This window comes from Microbacterium tumbae (genome assembly GCF_054780175.1).
The window spans coordinates 1472803-1486537 of record NZ_BAAGWV010000001.1 but is presented as its reverse complement, the minus strand read 5'-3'; the positions used below and the strand labels follow the sequence as shown (position 1 = coordinate 1486537).

The following is a 13735-nucleotide window of genomic DNA, read 5'->3' as shown; positions in this document are numbered from 1 at the left end:
GGTCGGCGGGTCAGTGCGGGATGATCTGGAAACGGCTCGCGGGGTCGGCGAGCCCCTCCGCGAACGCGACGAGCGAATCGGCCCTGGAGTCGATGCGCCAGTCGTTCGTCACACGCTGCCCCTCGCTGACGGTCGTGACGGCGAGGTTGAACCAGGCGAAGCCGATCACGTCGTCGTTCTCCGGATCGGCGAACGCGTCGAACATCGACGCCACCCACTCGGGCTTGTGCCCGCCGTTCTCCGTCGCCCCGACCTCGGCGATGATGAGGGGTTTGTCGGTGATGGCGCGCAGCTGGTCCAGCGTCGCGTCGAACGTGTACCCGAACGTGAAGTCGTTGGCCGGCTTGAAAGGGGTGCGCAGGTAGCCGGAGGCGCCGACGAGGTCGACGTACTCGTCCCCCGGGTACAGGGACTGCAGATACGAGATGTCCTGATGACGCGCGGGGAGGTTGTTGACGATGTTCGGCGCCCACGTCCAGATCACGTAGGCGTTCGCCCCCTCGGCCTCGAAGATGTCGTGCACGTAGCGCCACATGGCGACGAAGTCGCCCTTCCCATTGCCGTTCAGCGAGGATCCGTCCGTCTTCTGCTCCGACCAGGGGTACCAGGTCCCGTTCATCTCGTGGTCCAGCCGGATCGCGAGCGGAAGCCCCGTCGTGACGATGTCCTTCGCGTACTGATGCAGGTAGGCGTCGAAATCGCCCGCCAGGATGCGGGGCAGCGAGTACTCCGGCAGAATCGTCTGGTCGTTCGGGGCGCTGATCGGCCTCGACTCCCAGGTGAGCATCGGCAGGAGTCCCCGCTTCCAGGACGCGGTCACCACGTCGCCGCGGAAGGCCTGATCCCAGCCGCCGAAATAGCCCACCAGCGACTGACGGCTGCCGGCATCCAATGCCGCGTCGTCGAACGTCGCGAAGTTGAAGGGCGCCTGCCCCGTGTACATGCCGAAGTAGCGGGACTCCGGGGCGAGGATGTCGGCGACGGACGGCGCGTCCGGCTTGGTCGGCGCGGCCGGTTTCGAGGGCGTGGCCGGCTTCGACGGCGGAGACGGATGCGGCTGCGCCTCGCTCTCCCTGTCGCGATAGACGACGATCGTCTCCCGCTCGGGGACGGCCGGCTCCTCCGGGGCCGGGGTCGGCGTCGAGGTCGGGACGGGGGTCGGCGTCGGGGTCGGCGTCGCATCGTCCGCCGGAGTCGTCTGCGGGTTCGCGGCGTCCAGCCGGGCGTTCGCCGCATCCAGCTCCTCCTGGAGCTCTGCGTTCTCCGCCTGGCTGGCGGCGAGCTGGGCGTCCAGCGAGGGCGGCGGGGTCGCACCGCCGGGACTCACCCAGACGAGCACGCTGACCACGATGAGGGCGGCGACCAGGATCGCGCCGCCGAGGAGGCCACGGCGGCCGGCGGCCGGCGTGGCCGCCCACCAGCTCCGAGGGTTACGCAGTGCCGAGGACAAGGAACACCGCCTCCATTCCGAAGATCGTGAATCCGATGACGTACGGCCATGCGGCTTTGGGGTTCAGCCGGCGGCGCGGCTCCGGAGACGGCGGCGGCTCCTGCATGGTCTTGCGCCGCAGGGGCGCGGCGGTGCGGGGCAGGACGGCGGTCGCCGCGGTGGACGTCGGCACGGCGTCGGCTGGATGCGCGTCGACGGCGGGCGCCGGTGCTGTGGTCGTGCCGTCCGAGAGGTCGCGCAGCTCCTGCAGCATCCGCTCGCTCTCCGGATCCGCGGCCTGGATGCCGTCGACGGCGTCGTCCTGACCGGCGCTGTAGGCGCCTGCCCTGGTCCCCCAGCCCGCGACGTGTCCCATCCGGAAGAAGCCGATGAGGCGGACCGGCATGAGGAAGAACGTCGAGGCGAGGATGAAGATCGGCAGTCGCAGGAAGTCGCCTGGCCTCTCCGCGAGATGCCGAAGCTGGCGGATCGCCATGCTCAGCACCGAGGAGACGACGATGAGCGCGACGACCCAGATCAGCCCGGAGCCGACGCCGAACTCCTCGAGAATCGCCTCGTAGAAGTTGTGTCCCGCGCCGGTCGCGGCGCGGAAGATCCAGCCGCCGATGACTCCCGCGAGCAGGAACGGGAGCACGATGTCCATGAGCATGAACACCGCCAGCAGCGGCGCGTGCCCCAGCATCCACGGCAGCATCCGGAGCGTGTTGTACTGGCTGCCGCGCGCCCAGCGCAGCTGCTGTTTGAAGAGCTTCTTGAGCTGGGTGGGTGCGTCCGTGTAGACGAGGCTGGTGTGCTGATAGACGGTGCGGTAGCCCTCCTTCAGGGTGAGGTTCGTGAGCGTGCGGTCGTCGGAGACCTCGAGGAAGACGCCCATGAACCGTTCTGTCATGAACTTGTCCATGACGCGGATCAGGATGTCGCGACGGAAGGCGATCGTGCGTCCGGGGAGGCAGCCGACCTGGCCGAGGACGCTCTGCGCCGGCATGGCGTACAGCGCCCGGGAGTTCTCCAGCCAGTCCGCCCAGCGCGTCATCCAGCTCCGCTCCGGCTCGAGGATGCGCTGGCGGGTCGTGACGCCCCCGACCCGCTCGTCGGCGAAGGGCTTGATCAGCTCCTCGAGCGCTCCGGGCGTCCAGACGGTGTCGGAGTCGACCAGGACCGAGATCTCGTAGGAGGACAGCTCGACGCCCACCTTGACGGCGTTGCGCTTTCCCGCGATCGTCGTGTGCACCCAGCGCACCTTCGGAGCGAACTCGGCGCAGACCTCCTCGAGGCCGACGTTGCGGGCCCCGTTGATGACGACGATGATCTCGTCGGGGTTCTGGTCGATGATCCGCCCGAGCACATCGCGGAACAGGTCGAGCGGCTCGTCGACGACCGGGATGATCACGCTCGTGCCCGCCTTGTGCGGTTCCGTGTACGGCCGGTAGCGCTGGCTGATGAGAAGCTTCGTGAGCCAGAGCCCCCAGATCAGGGCGGAGTACACCACGAAGAGGTACAGCTCGGGATACCCCCCGAGCATGTTCCTCAGCTGCAGCAGAAAGATGAACATCGCACTCCCTCAACAGATCGAACGGTTGGTGGAGCCCGCGACGCTGGGGGCGCTTTCGGTAGTGCCGAGTCTGAGAGCCCCCCGGGACCGCACGCAAGCGTCTCGCGGCGATTTTCACGCGACGTTAACAAACCGCGCTGTCCCCCGAATGGAGGACAGCGCGGATATTAATCCCAGTTCAGATGGCAATATATTGGGATACCATTTGTCAGTTCAGTTTGCGACGATAGATCGCGACCGACCAGATGTACGCCACGACGAGGATGCCGACGAGCCAGGCCAGCGCCACCCAGACATCGACCCCGGCCGGTTCGCCGCCGAACAGCGAGCGGATCGTCTCGACGATCGAGGTGACCGGCTGGTGCTCGGCGAACCACGCCACCGGAGCGGGCATCGAGGCGGTCGGCACGAAGGCGGAGCTGAGCAACGGCAGGAAGATCAGCGGGTAGCTGAACGCGCTCGCGCCGTCCACGGTCTTCGCCGACAGCCCGGCGATCACCGCCAGCCAGGTGAGCGTCAGGGTGAACAGGACCAGGATGCCGACGACCCCGAGCCAGGCGCCGAAGGAGGCGCCGGTGCGGAACCCCAGGGCGAAGGCGACGCCGACCACGGCGGCGACCGAGACGAGGTTGGACGCCAGCGAGGTGAGCACATGCGCCCACAGCACACTGGAGCGCGCGATCGGCATCGACTGGAATCTCTCGAAGATGCCGCCCTGCATGTCCAGGAAGAGCCGGTACGCCGTGTAGGCGATGCCGGAGGCGATCGTGATCAGCAGGATGCCAGGGAGCATGTAGTCGATGTACGAGCCGGCGCTTCCGGTGTCGATCGCGCCGCCGAGCACGTAGACGAACAGCAGCATGAGCGCGATCGGCGTGATGGCGGTCGTGATGATCGTGTCCGGGCTGCGGAGGATGTGACGCAGCGACCGGCCGGTGAGCACACCGGTGTCGCGGAGGACGTGAGCGGTCATGACGGGTTCCCCTCCGTGGATGCCTCGGCCACGGCCTGCTCGTCGGCCGACTCGCCGACGAGCGCGAGGAAGACCTCCTCGAGGGTGGGCTGCTTCTCGACGTACTCCGTTCTGGCCTGCGGCAGGAGGCGCTTGAGCTCGGCGAGCGTGCCGTTCTGGATGATCGTCCCCCTGTGCAGGATCGCGATGCGGTCGGCGAGCTGCTCCGCCTCGTCGAGGTACTGCGTGGTGAGCAGCACGGTGGTGCCGCCCTTCGCGAGCTCCCTGATGGTGTCCCACACCTCGATCCGCGCCTGCGGGTCGAGGCCCGTGGTCGGCTCGTCGAGGAAGATGATCGGCGGGTCGCCGACGAGGCTCATCGCGATGTCGAGCCGGCGGCGCATGCCGCCGGAGTACTCGCCGGCCCTGCGCCCTCCGGCATCCGTCAGCGAGAAGCGCGCGAGCATCCCGTCGGCGACGGCAGCGGGATCCTGCAGATGGCGCAGCCGCGCGACGAGGATGAGATTCTCCCGCCCGGTGAGCACCTCATCGACGGCGGCGAACTGACCCGTCAGGCTGATCGACTCGCGCACGCCGTTCGCATCGGCGACCACGTCGCTGTCGAGGACGACGGCGGTGCCGGCATCCGCCTTGAGCAGCGTCGAGAGGATGCGCACGAGGGTGGTCTTGCCCGCGCCGTTCGAGCCGAGGAGGGCGAAGATGCTCCCCGGCTCGATGTCGAAGTCGACGCCCCGGAGCACCTCGAGGCCCTTGAAGGATTTGCGGATGCCCCGCACCCGGATCGCGGGGCGGGTGAGCGTCTGCGTGTTCATGACTCGCGTTCCCTTCCGATCGCGGCGTCGATCGCCTTCGCGAGGCGGTCGCGCTCCTTGTCGATCCACTCTCTGTGGCGGTACGAGCGGACGAACTCCTCCGCGAACGCCACGGGATCGTCTCCGACGATCGCGCTGACCGGAGTACCGTCCAGCGCCGCGCGCTCCCAGAGGTCGACGTGGTCGCCGATCATCGTGAGCAGCACGTCGCCCTCCCCGATCGCGCCGTAGTACATGAAGTACCGGTTGAGGGCCTTCGCGGCATCCGCGTAGGGAGCCGGCAGGGGCGTCGATCCGCGCGAGATCCCGCCTGTACTGCTTCTTCTGCTCGAGCGATCCGGTGAGCGCTTCGATCCATTTCACTGCCATGTCATACGTCCTTCCCGTCGGTGCTGCTGTCGTCGGTGCTGCGGAGCCGTTCGATCCGCTCCGCGAGGAAGCTCCAGGTCCGCCAGAACTCGGCGAGCTGCTCACGGCCCGTCGTGTTGAGCGAGTAGACCTTGCGCGGCGGGCCCTTCTCGGACGGGACCTTCTCCACATCCACCAGGCCCTTCTGCTCGATGCGGACCAGCAGGGCGTAGACCGTGCCCTCGGCGATGTCGGCGAACCCCTGACCCCGCAGCCACGCGGTGATCTCGTACCCGTACGCGGCCCGTTCGGCCAGGATCGCGAGCACGATCCCTTCCAGCGATCCCTTGAGCATCTCCGTCATCTGGCTCGCCATGCGATGCCCCGTCTCTACTCAGCGTTGTTGACTACCAGTAGACGGTATCACTGAGTACCGGTAGGTGGCAACACTGAGTAGCTAGCTCGTGGGCATGCGGAAGGGGAAGGCGTGGGCTCCGAGACTTCGGAGCCGACGCCTTCCCCTGTGCGAGCGCTGCGGCCGTGTGCCGCCGGATCCCTCTAGCGCTTGCCGGCGATCTGGCGCGAGACGATGTCGCGCATGATCTCGTTCGTACCGCCGTAGATCCTGTGCACGCGCGCGTCGAGGAAGGCGCGGGCGATCGGGTACTCCGTGATGTACCCGTAGCCGCCGTGCAGCTGGATGCCGAGGTCGAGGACCTCCCATTCGCGCTCGGTGGCCCAGAACTTGATCTTCGCGGCCTCCTCGGCGGAGAGCCGGCTGTCCTTGTAGGCGAGCAGGGCGCGGTCGATGTACGCCCAGAGCGCATCGACCGTCGCCGCCATATCGGCGATCCGGAACCGCGTGTTCTGGAAGTCGATGATCCGCTCGCCGAACGCCTCGCGGTCCTTCGTGTAGGCGACGGTCCAGTCGAAGGCGGCCTGTGCCGCCGCCGCGCCGGCCACGGCGATCGACAGGCGTTCCAGCGGCAGGTTCATCATGAGCTGGATGAATCCCTGCCCCTCCTTGCCGCTGATGAGGTTCGCATCCGGCACGAAGACGTCCGTGAAGGAGAGCTCGGCGGTGTCGTGACCGTGGAAGCCCATCTTGTCGAGCTTCTTGCCGTGCTCGAAGCCTGCCATGCCGTTCTCGATCAGCAGCAGGCTGAACGCATCGGGACGGTTGCCCTCGCCGGTCTTGACGAAGGTCACGACGACGTCGGCCGTGGCGCCGGACGAGATGAACGTCTTGGCGCCGTTGACGACATAGCCGCCGTCGACCTTCCTCGCCGTGGTCTTGATGCCGCGCAGGTCGCTGCCCGCTCCGGGCTCGGTCATCGCGAGCGCGCCGATGACCTCACCGGTGGCCATGCGCGGCAGCCAGGCCTCCTTCTGCTCCTGCGTGCCCATGTGCACGAGGTACGGCACGGCGAGATCGTCCTGGATGCCGAAGGCTCCGGCCAGCGAACCCGCGCCCGCGGCGATGATCTCCTCGTTGACGATCGCGCGGAACCGGTAGTCCTGGAGCATCCCCGCGCCGCCGAACTCCTCGGGGACGGACAGCCCGATGATCCCGGCCTCGCCGGCGGCGCGCATCGTCTGGCGGTCGACCTCGCCGGCGGCATCCCAGCCCTCGATGGCCTGGTTCGTGACGTAGCGCTTCACGAACTCCTTCACCAGGTCTCGGAATGCCTCGTGATCCTCGTCGTAGATGTCGCGTTCCATGCCGTCCTCCCGAACGTTCCTCGCGTCGTTGCTCCGGCGATTCTATGTCGACCGACGCACAGGGGACACCTCGTTGTGGGAATGCATCCCGCATCCGATGAGACCGGGTACCGCGATTGTGGAGTGCCTCCAGGAGGCTCGCAGCAGGTGTCAGTCGAGGTAGTCGGGCGCGGCGTCCAGGCCGAAGAACTCCTCGAGCGTGGTGTACCCGCCCGCGTGATACGCGGCGGCCAGCTCGACGCCGACGTAGCGCAGATGCCAGGGCTCCGGCGCATAACCGGTGACATCGGTGCGGCCGGATTCGTAGCGGACGATGTAGCCGTGCTCCCAGGCGTGCCCGATCACCCAATCGCTCTCGGGGGTGCCCCCGAAGTCGTGGATCCCGCCGCACCCTCCGCTGCACGAGACGACGTCGAGCGCGAGTCCGGTCTGATGCTCGCTGTGCCCCGGGCGCGCGGAGACCTCGTCCGCCGCGGCCTGTCCGCGGGATCCGACGTGCCCCGCATAGGTCGTCCGCTGCAGACCGTAGGAGCGATAGCCGTTGTTCATGCCCAGCGAGCCGGCGCCGGCATCCGACACCGCTGCGGCGAGCGCGTCGATCGCCGCAGCGGCATCCGCGCGCAGGGAATCCGAGCGGCTCGTCGTGCGGAGCTCGGTCGGGATCAGCCCGCTCGGCGTGAACGACTCCGGATCGAGGGGACGCGCCTTGTTGACGACGACCCAGATGTGCTCGGGATCGTCCAGCGAGATGCACGGCGCATTGCCGGCGGCCACCGCCGCGCGGAACCCCTCCCCGCCGCCGAAGGCCGCGATGACCGCCGCATCGTCGCCGGAGGCGAGCGCGGTCTGCACCTCCGCCTCGGCGCAGTGATCGGTGGCGAGGGTCGCCTCGACGTCCACCGGGGGCAGCTGCAGCGCCGCCGCCGGGACGGGCCGGACGGGTTCGGCGACGGCGGGGACCTCCGCCAGCGCCCACAGCGCGCCGATCGCCGTCACCGCGACGCCGAGCGGCAGCGCGAGGGCCAGGGAACGACGACGCGGCGTCGCGTGCCGGGGACGCGTCGCCTCGCTCATGCCTCCATTCTCCCCCGGTCGGCTGAACGACGACGACACACCTCCCGCCTCCGTCCTGATCGCTTCTCGCAGGATTCGTTCTTGCGTTCGGATGACGGTTGCACATATTTCGTTCTTTTGTTCTAATAAGCATATGCGGTGGCAGGGACAGACGATCGACGACGTGGACGATTCGGCGCTGCCCGGGTTGGAGAATCGCAGCGGAATCGTGCGCTCCGTGACCACCCCCGAGTTCACCGGGATGACGTTCCACGAAGTGCTGTCGAAGTCGGCTCTGAACCGGGTGCCGGGCGGATCGCGGATGCCCTTCGGCTGGACGATCAACCCCTATCGAGGGTGCAGCCATGCCTGCGTGTACTGCGTCTCGCCTGACACCCTCATCCTCTGCGCGGACGGGCGACAGCGCCCCCTGTCGGCCTTGGCCGTCGGAGACGAGATAATCGGTACCCGTGTGGACGGCATGTACAGGCGCTATGTACGGACGACGATCGAAGCGAAATGGGCGACGAGGAAGGCCGCGTACCGGATCCTCCTCGCCGACGGCACGGAGATCATCGCGAGTGGTGACCACCGCTTCCTCACCGATCGGGGCTGGAAGCATGTGACCGATGCGGAAACAGGGCAACGCCCCCATCTCACGACAAGCAATCGGCTACTGGGCTTCGGTCGCGGTGACGTCCCTGCGATCCTGCGAGCACACGACGATCCGGAATACCGTCGCGGCTATCTCGCCGGCATGATCCGCGGAGACGGGATGATCTTTCATGGCACCTATCGGAGCGCGAGCAGAACGCGCGATATCCATATGTTCCGGCTCGCCCTGATCGACGAGGAGGCGCTGTCGCGGACAAGGGATCTCCTGGCCGCAGAGGGCGTCGAGACGCGCACACGTCCTTTCCAAGTCCAGACCGCAAGGCGCAGCGCAGCAAATGCCATCCACACCGCCGCTCGGAAGAATGTCGAGATCATCGAGACTCTCATCGCGACGCCGGGTTCTCCTGACGCCGATTGGTACGCCGGCTTTCTCGCCGGCATCTTCGATGCGGAGAGCAGTTGCTCACGAGGCGTGCTCCGCATCTCGAACAAGGACGTCGAGATCCTCCGCCTCATCCAAAGAGGCATGACGACACTGGCCGTCCCTCATGTGCTCGAGCCCGCTCGCAGCAACGGCGTCCGCTCGGTCAGGGTCATCGGCGGACTTCCCCTTCGGCAGCGCTTTTTCGATTTGGTGAACCCTGCCATCAGCCGAAAGCTCTCGATCGAAGGCACCGCAGTCAAGACCGTCGCAGACCTCAGAGTCATGGGGATCACGCCTCTGAAGGGTCAGCACGACCTTCTCGACATCACGACCGGGACCGGGGACTTCATCGCCAACGGAGTCATCAGCCACAACTGCTTCGCCCGCGGGACGCACGAGTACCTCGACCTCGACGGCGGCGGCGACTTCGACTCGCAGATCGTCGTCAAGACGAACGTCGTCGAGGTGCTCGAGAAGGAGCTGCGCCGCGGCAGCTGGCAGCACGACCTCGTCGCGCTGGGAACGAACACCGACCCCTACCAGCGCGCGGAGGGGCGCTACCGGCTCATGCCGGGGATCATCCGGGCACTCGCCGACTCCGGCACGCCGTTCTCGATCCTCACCAAGGGCACGCTGATCCGGCGCGACATCCCGCTGCTCGTCGAGGCGGCGCGCTCCGTCCCCGTGGACGTGCAGATGTCGATCGCGATGTACGACGAGGCACTGCAGCACTCCATCGAACCGGGCACCCCATCGACGCAGGCTCGCCTCGACACCGTCCGGGCGCTGTCGGACGCCGGATTCCGCGTCGGCGTGTTCCTCATGCCGATCCTGCCGCACCTCACCGACTCGCTCGGGGCGGTCGACGGCGCGCTCGGGCGGATAAGGGAGGCCGGTGCCGACAACGTCATCTACGGCGCGCTTCATCTGCGCCCCGGCGTCAAGCCGTGGTTCCTGCAGTGGCTGCAGCGTGAGCATCCGGAGCTGACCTCGGCCTACCGCGCCCTGTACCCCGGTGCGGCGTCCGAGGCGCCGAAGCCCTACCGGCAGTGGCTGGCGAAGCGCGTGCGGCCGCTGATCCGCGGGCATGGCCTCGAGGCGCGCTCGGACGACGACCTGCCGATGCACCGGCGTCCAGCGCCCCCGCCGCGCCCTGTCGTCACGGCGCCCGCCCCGGCCACGCTGTTCTGACGCGTAGGCTCGATGATCATGGCGACAGGCGCGACGATCCACACGTTCACAGTGCAGTTGGCGGACATGGACCGCGGCGTCTACGAAGACCTCGCGCTCCGTGCGGCGAAGCATCCCTCCGAGACCGACGCCTATATGCTCACGCGCGTCCTCGCGTACTGCCTGGAGTACATCGAGGGGATCACGTTCAGCGAGGGGCTCTCCTCGACCGATGAGCCCGCCGTGGTCGTGCGCGACCTCACCGGCCGCACGACGGGATGGATCGAGATCGGCGCACCGGACGCCGAGCGGATGCACTACGGCAGCCGTCTCGCGGAGCGCACCGTCGTCTACACGCATCGCGATCCGGCGAAGGTGATCGCCGCGTGGGAGGGCAAGCGCATCCACGGCGCCGAGGCGATCCGCGTCTACGGCTTCGACCCCGGCTTCATCGATGCCGGGACCCGCGTGCTCGAGCGCAGGAACGCGGCGACCCTGACCGTGACGGAGGCGCAGCTCTACCTTGACCTGAACGGCACCTCGCTGACCTCGGCCGTGCACGAGCACCGCATCGGCTGAGATCCCGTGCGTCCGCGGCGGGCGCGTCGGACTCAGCGCACGAGGTCGAGGATGTGGACCGACTCGCCCATCCCGCCCATCACGGCCGTGCTTCGCGCCCCGGCGTGTCTGAGCGCCGCCGTGAGCTCGGCGCCGTCACGATCCTCCCGCCGCCTCGGCCATTCGACGACGTCGACGGGGAGCCCGAACTCCGCGGTCGCCGTGAGCTCGACTCCGGCGACGCGAGCCAGTTCATCCCGCCGCAGCCACCGCTGCGGCGCCGCACGCGGACCCTTCAGATTGACCGCGATCCAGTCGACCGGCGGCAGCACCACGGGATGCATGTTCGGCGACCAGACGGCGTAGGAGCGGATCCCGCCGTCCGCACCCACCGACCACTGCGGCCTCGCGCACGCCGCACCGCGACCGCGGAACGTGTAGCGGCCGATGTCGTCGTACTGCAGCATCGGTCCGTAGTACCGCTCGATCTGCAGCTGCCTGGCGCGCTCGACGAGTGGATGCAGCACCGGGTCCTCCGACGTCCAGGGCGCGATTCCCGAGGCCTCGCCAGCCGCGGCCACGCGATAGACGATCGGCGAGAGCCCGGCGGGTCCTGCGCCGATCATCGTCGCCATGACCCTGCGCAGGGCGACGTCCAGATCCTGCTGCGTGCTGCCGAACAGCAGGAGCGACTGCGGTGTCGGCGCCGCGACGAGCAGTTCGCCGTCGAGATCCTCGGCGAACGCCAGCAGCACGTCCGGCACAGCGAGAAGCGTCGCAGCGTAAGGACGGACGATCCCGACGCCGCGGACGCCGTCCAGCGGCTGAGCGGTGAACGGCTCCGCCCTGGTGTTCCCCTCCGCGATCGCGTACGCCTCATCGAACGTGAGCCCATCGACCGTGTCGCCGTCGGCGAAGGCGGAGCGGTCCACCCGTTCACCGGCCGCGGTGAACCACGTGGCCAGCAGCGGGGCCGGGCCGACGGGAACGCCAGAGCGAGGAGCGAACTCGGCGGAGGCCCGCGGCTTCAGCACGCGAAGGCCGAGATCCGCCGGCCCCCAGTCCACCGGATCGAGGGAGCGGAGGACATCGCGGCCGCGCTTGTCTGCCATCCGGCGAGGCTACCATCGGCCGATGCCACGCCGGTCAGGCCGGGGGCGCCGGAGTCTCGTGGTCGAGGATGAGGCTCGTCCTGGTACCGGCGACGGCCGGATGAGCGCTGAGGTTGTCGAGCACGAACTCGCGCACGGCATCCGAGTCACGGACCGCGACGTGCACGAGGAAGTCCTCGTCTCCGCCGAGGAAGAACACCTGCACGACGTTCGGCACGGCGGACAGCTCCCTCATGAACAGTGCCATCTGATGCCTGGCCCCGGCCCGGATGCGCACGCCGATCAGCGCCTCGAGGGTGAGTCCGAGCCGGCGGCGGTCGACGTGTGCGGTGAATCCGGTGATGACCCCGCGCTCGCGAAGACTGCGCACGCGCGTGAGACAGGTCGAGGGCGCGAGGCCGACCGCCGCGGCCAGCGCCGCGTTCGACATGCGGCCGTCGCGCTGGAGAAGGGCGACGAGACGGAGGTCGACCTCGTCGAGATCGGCCGCGGAAGGAACTTCAGCCATGATCGCCTTCCGTCGACAGACCTTGCAGTTGATTCGATAATACTAAGTTCGCCAGAATATTCTGCGGAGATATTCCGCAGACAGCGATTTCTCTTCGATGATCTTCCCATGCTGATCGGTATTCCTACAGAGGTGAAGAACAACGAGTTCCGCGTCGCGCTCACTCCCGCCGGGGCTCTGGAACTGGTCCACCACGGGCACGAGGTCCGCGTGCAGTCCGGGGCCGGGGACGGCAGCGGATATCCGGATGCCGACTACGAGGCCGCCGGCGCCACGATCACCGATGCGGAGGGCGCGTGGGCGGCGGAGCTCATCGTGAAGGTCAAGGAGCCGATCGCCGAGGAGTACCCCCGGCTCCGCGCCGATCAGACCCTGTTCGCCTACCTGCATCTGGCCGCCGACCGCGCCCTGACCGAGGCGCTGCTCGCGGCGGGAACGACCGCGATCGCCTACGAGACCGTGCAGCTCGCCGACCGCTCGCTGCCGCTGCTCGCCCCCATGAGCGAGGTCGCCGGACGCCTGTCCATCCAGGTGGGCGGCGCGGAGCTCATGAAGGGCCGCGGCGGACGAGGCGTGCTGCTGGGCGGCGTACCCGGCACGCCGAAGGCGAAGGTCGTCGTGGTCGGCGCAGGCGTCGCCGGCGAGTCCGCGGCACGCATGGCGCTGGGCATGAACGCCGACGTCACCGTGCTGGATGTCTCCCTCCCCCGCCTCCGGCAGATCGACGCGATCTACGGAGGGCACATCAAGACGCTGCGCTCCAACGCCTACACGATCGCCGAAGAGCTGGCCTCGGCCGATCTCGTGATCGGCTCCGTCCTGATCCCCGGCGCCTCGGCTCCCAAGCTCGTCACCCGCGAGATGGTCGCCACGATGGCGCCGGGCACGGTGCTCGTCGACATCGCGATCGACCAGGGCGGATGCTTCGAGGGGTCGCGTCCGACGACCCACGACGACCCCACCTTCGAGGTCGAGGGATCGATCTACTACTGCGTGGCGAACATGCCCGGTGCCGTGCCCCGCACCTCCACCCAGGCGCTCACCAACGCGACGATGCCCTACGTGACGGCGCTCGCCGGGCTCGGCACGGATGCCGCCTTCGCGCGGTTCCCCGAACTCGCCTCCGGGCTCTCCACTCAGGCCGGCGCGCTGCGCTCCGCCACGGTGGGCGAGGCACTCGGCATCCCGGCATCCTGACCTCCGCCGCCGCTGTCCTGGTTCTGCCGCCTCCCGGGATAGCAAGGGTCTCTTCTGGTCGCCTCGCCACGAAGGAGGCGACCAGAAGAGACCCCGCCCCAGCGGCACCACGCGGGAATGCGACCAGAGGAGACACCCTCTGGCGGAACCGCAGCACTGCTCGGGAGGTTCCTCGTCCCGCCGCCCCACGGACGCCGGGTGGCTCCTATGGTCGCCTCCCGGCGAAGGAGACGACCAGAAG

Annotated in this window: 12 protein-coding genes and 1 pseudogene; 3 read left to right on the top strand and 10 right to left on the bottom strand. The window is 68.3% G+C overall.

The annotated features are described in order from the left end of the window. Positions 1-10: 10 nt before the first annotated feature. From ACYVGQ_RS06805 to ACYVGQ_RS06770, 8 genes and pseudogenes are all read right to left on the bottom strand, one after another. Entirely contained in the window at positions 11-1450 is a 1440-nt protein-coding gene (locus ACYVGQ_RS06805; RefSeq protein WP_460783805.1) for a glycosyl hydrolase, read from the bottom strand. Then, positions 1431-3002, bottom strand: coding sequence for a glycosyltransferase family 2 protein (locus tag ACYVGQ_RS06800; RefSeq protein ID WP_460783804.1), 1572 nt, complete (start codon positions 3000-3002; stop codon positions 1431-1433). Before ACYVGQ_RS06800 ends, ACYVGQ_RS06805 begins: the two co-directional genes overlap by 20 nt. 208 nt (positions 3003-3210) lie before the next feature. After that, the gene (locus ACYVGQ_RS06795) at positions 3211-3975 is read right to left on the bottom strand and encodes an ABC transporter permease (RefSeq protein WP_460783802.1); all 765 of its coding nucleotides are present in this window, start codon (positions 3973-3975) and stop codon (positions 3211-3213) included. After that, complete coding sequence (locus ACYVGQ_RS06790) at positions 3972-4787, bottom strand: ABC transporter ATP-binding protein (RefSeq protein WP_460783800.1); 816 nt, start codon at positions 4785-4787, stop codon at positions 3972-3974. The genes ACYVGQ_RS06795 and ACYVGQ_RS06790 overlap by 4 nt, the downstream gene beginning before the upstream one ends. Then, positions 4784-5156 (bottom strand): annotated as a pseudogene (locus ACYVGQ_RS06785) (DUF1048 domain-containing protein). The gene ACYVGQ_RS06790 and the pseudogene ACYVGQ_RS06785 overlap by 4 nt, the downstream one beginning before the upstream one ends. 1 nt (position 5157) lies before the next feature. After that, on the bottom strand, positions 5158-5511 hold the full coding sequence (locus tag ACYVGQ_RS06780; RefSeq protein WP_460783799.1) for a PadR family transcriptional regulator: 354 nt from the start codon (positions 5509-5511) through the stop codon (positions 5158-5160). 182 nt (positions 5512-5693) lie between these two features. Next, entirely contained in the window at positions 5694-6857 is a 1164-nt protein-coding gene (locus ACYVGQ_RS06775; RefSeq protein ID WP_460783798.1) for an acyl-CoA dehydrogenase family protein, read from the bottom strand. Positions 6858-7007: 150 nt separating this feature from the next. Then, positions 7008-7931, bottom strand: coding sequence for a M15 family metallopeptidase (locus tag ACYVGQ_RS06770; RefSeq protein WP_460783797.1), 924 nt, complete (start codon positions 7929-7931; stop codon positions 7008-7010). Between the two features lie 133 nt (positions 7932-8064). Between ACYVGQ_RS06770 and ACYVGQ_RS06765 the strand changes: the two genes are divergently transcribed. Beyond that, positions 8065-10140 (top strand): intein-containing Rv2578c family radical SAM protein, encoded by a 2076-nt coding sequence (locus ACYVGQ_RS06765; protein ID WP_460783796.1) that lies wholly within the window; start codon positions 8065-8067, stop codon positions 10138-10140. A gap of 18 nt (positions 10141-10158) precedes the next feature. Next, positions 10159-10698: a YaeQ family protein gene (locus ACYVGQ_RS06760; protein ID WP_460783795.1), complete on the top strand. Its 540-nt coding sequence runs from the start codon at positions 10159-10161 to the stop codon at positions 10696-10698. A gap of 32 nt (positions 10699-10730) precedes the next feature. On the opposite strand, the gene ACYVGQ_RS06755 is transcribed toward ACYVGQ_RS06760, so the two are convergent. Next, complete coding sequence (locus ACYVGQ_RS06755) at positions 10731-11789, bottom strand: DUF1444 domain-containing protein (protein ID WP_460783794.1); 1059 nt, start codon at positions 11787-11789, stop codon at positions 10731-10733. 34 nt (positions 11790-11823) lie between these two features. Next, entirely contained in the window at positions 11824-12297 is a 474-nt protein-coding gene (locus ACYVGQ_RS06750; protein ID WP_460783793.1) for an Lrp/AsnC family transcriptional regulator, read from the bottom strand. A gap of 108 nt (positions 12298-12405) precedes the next feature. Between ACYVGQ_RS06750 and ald the strand changes: the two genes are divergently transcribed. Beyond that, positions 12406-13494: an alanine dehydrogenase gene (gene ald / locus ACYVGQ_RS06745; RefSeq protein WP_460783792.1), complete on the top strand. Its 1089-nt coding sequence runs from the start codon at positions 12406-12408 to the stop codon at positions 13492-13494. Positions 13495-13735: the final 241 nt, after the last annotated feature.

Bases quoted from the DNA above. Each gene is read 5' to 3' on its own strand.
- ACYVGQ_RS06770 (WP_460783797.1), bottom strand. From the start codon at position 7,931: ATGAGCGAGGCGACGCGTCCCCGGCACGCGACGCCGCGTCGTCGTTCC.
- ACYVGQ_RS06795 (WP_460783802.1), bottom strand. From the start codon at position 3,975: ATGACCGCTCACGTCCTCCGCGACACCGGTGTGCTCACCGGCCGGTCG.
- ACYVGQ_RS06760 (WP_460783795.1), top strand. From the start codon at position 10,159: ATGGCGACAGGCGCGACGATCCACACGTTCACAGTGCAGTTGGCGGAC.
- ACYVGQ_RS06780 (WP_460783799.1), bottom strand. From the start codon at position 5,511: ATGGCGAGCCAGATGACGGAGATGCTCAAGGGATCGCTGGAAGGGATC.
- ACYVGQ_RS06790 (WP_460783800.1), bottom strand. From the start codon at position 4,787: ATGAACACGCAGACGCTCACCCGCCCCGCGATCCGGGTGCGGGGCATC.
- ACYVGQ_RS06755 (WP_460783794.1), bottom strand. From the start codon at position 11,789: ATGGCAGACAAGCGCGGCCGCGATGTCCTCCGCTCCCTCGATCCGGTG.
- ACYVGQ_RS06750 (WP_460783793.1), bottom strand. From the start codon at position 12,297: ATGGCTGAAGTTCCTTCCGCGGCCGATCTCGACGAGGTCGACCTCCGT.
- ald (WP_460783792.1), top strand. From the start codon at position 12,406: ATGCTGATCGGTATTCCTACAGAGGTGAAGAACAACGAGTTCCGCGTC.
- ACYVGQ_RS06775 (WP_460783798.1), bottom strand. From the start codon at position 6,857: ATGGAACGCGACATCTACGACGAGGATCACGAGGCATTCCGAGACCTG.
- ACYVGQ_RS06765 (WP_460783796.1), top strand. From the start codon at position 8,065: ATGCGGTGGCAGGGACAGACGATCGACGACGTGGACGATTCGGCGCTG.
- ACYVGQ_RS06800 (WP_460783804.1), bottom strand. From the start codon at position 3,002: ATGTTCATCTTTCTGCTGCAGCTGAGGAACATGCTCGGGGGGTATCCC.